The 2,224-nt window shown below is 37.9% G+C and carries 1 protein-coding gene and 1 pseudogene; both read left to right on the top strand.

Annotated elements, in window-relative coordinates:
* Positions 1-59: 59 nt before the first annotated feature.
* Positions 60-290: pseudogene (locus A7090_RS21560) on the top strand (autotransporter outer membrane beta-barrel domain-containing protein); the annotation flags it as partial.
* 638 nt (positions 291-928) lie between these two features.
* Entirely contained in the window at positions 929-1,183 is a 255-nt protein-coding gene (locus A7090_RS21555) for a hypothetical protein (protein ID WP_225391056.1), read from the top strand.
* Positions 1,184-2,224: the final 1,041 nt, after the last annotated feature.

Here is a 2,224-nt window from a genome sequence, read left to right as displayed (position 1 = left end):
TAATGACCAATAGCGGACATTAAAAATGGCGAAAAACGGCCAATAATCTTGGCGTTGACACCGGCCTTGGCTACCAGTTTGACCTGTTTGCCAACGGTGAAACCGTACTGCGTGATGCCTCCGGTGAGAAACGTATCAAAGGTGAAAAAGACGGTCGTATGCTCATGAATGTTGGTCTCAACGCCGAAATTCGCGATAATCTTCGCTTCGGTCTTGAGTTTGAGAAATCCGCGTTTGGTAAGTACAACGTGGATAACGCGGTCAACGCCAACTTCCGTTACTCCTTCTAATAAAAACAAGGGGCCGCAAACGCGGCCCTTATCTTCTTTATGTGATGATTCTATCTTATTGAATTTCATCAATTAATTGTGCTAGCAACATCTAAATGTAAATTCACAGAGATCTCGCAGAACTAATTTCTATGGGTTATTATTATCATAATAACATTAGGCTGAGAGGTTTAATTAACATCACATAGATGTGTGAATTTCAGATAACATGCAAGAGTATCTTTCTTAGCCAATAACTCAATCGTTCCTTACATGAGCCTTCTAAACTTTCCTGTAATTCAAAAATCAGGAGTTGGAATAAACACTATCAGCATCTTGCTGCCAGTATGTAGATGCTTTTTTATTGGTAATACAAATGACCAAATATGAACCACAGAACTTGGCTGTACCAGTACATGAACGGCAACGACGGAAATTGTCACGAAGTCAGGATGGCGAGGAGGGCTTACCTGCGAGGTTTGCTCTGGAAGATTATCTCCAGAATAGTCCAAAGAGAATGAGGTCTGCGCGAGCTCGTCCCCCAGGTTAATAAGTATTTATCCCCTGATTACTGTTATTGCAGATAATAAAACACAAGAAAAGAAAAATTATTTTTACATAGAACAATATGATTGTTATATGCTGAAAAAATATTCACTATGTTCACTGATAGTATAACAGTGCCAAAACAGAGTGCGGATATGATGAAATCATTTGAAGACAACGACTTCACTATTTCACGAAAAATAATTGCGAAAAAAATGATTGAGTCTGAGCGTGTTTTTGCTGAAAAATCTCAGCAAAAAATGATTATTAATAATAAAAGTGTATTTACAGGTCAGAGGCGTTTTGCTCTAGATGACTTCTTAAGTACACATATAAAAAAACGCTCAAAAAGATGGGGACGTAACTAAGGGTGAGCAGATTGTAGTGTATATAGCTCAGTGTTTAAAGTGACCAGATGGGACAAAATTATTATAATGTAATATTTGTTGATACCTAAAAGTGTTGCGCATAATACATCTCATTAATTCTTTTATCCATTACAGGAAAGCACTTTTGTCAGTAATACCTTGGTGTATATGAATGGCCTAGTTTAAGGCATGGATGAAATACTTTGCTGTATGATGTTATGGGCAATGGGCACGAGTGGTGTGGGGGATGCGCGTACATGGATGTAAAAACGGCAGAAGTAGAACAATATCAAACCTATTGTTGCGGTAACTGATGAATATTCTTCTTAAATAAGATGCAACGCAGATGCAGATAAAGTGTACTGCTATTCGTTGCAATTATCACGACAGGTGGGGGGATAAAATTGAAGTGTGCATGAAAATTGACTCCAGCAAGGGAATAAGTCATGGGGTAGTGTACAGATAGAGCCTGAAGATCTGATTACACGGACTTGGATACCACTATGAACTACTTATTAACATCAGTACAACGAAGGCTTTGCAGATATTTAGATATAAATACAGGAACTATGAATCTAAATTCTCTGATGAAATGTCGGGAGGCGAAGGGAAAATGTAACTTCTGGTTCTTTTTACTGCTGTATTATTTATAATTCTCCAGTGTTAATTTTTATCTGCAAATGTTAGATGTTGTCGTCATTATTTATCCAAGTTTTCTTCACAATGTGTGAATCTGAATTTCGTCAACATATCTCCGAACTGCGCGTTTCTGGCCATAGGCAGAAATGTGCTCATTCCGAAGCAGGCTAAAACCACCAGAAACGCGCAGATATATAATTTTGAACATGTTCTTGTAAAATAGCAATATCCTGATGCTTTTATTTATTAGGCCAAATGTTTCTTTCGTTAATTATACCACTTTTGTGATGACTATCTGGCTGAGTTGGATAATAACCAAGCAGAACGAACTCTCCAGCTAGGTAAGCGCATCATTTAAACCGTCTTTCGCCTCCCTTTCCTGTTTCCGATACTAATGTCCAT

The organism is Escherichia sp. MOD1-EC7003, assembly GCF_002965065.1.
Lineage (GTDB): Bacteria > Pseudomonadota > Gammaproteobacteria > Enterobacterales > Enterobacteriaceae > Escherichia.
This window is presented reverse-complemented; position numbering and strand designations above follow the sequence as displayed.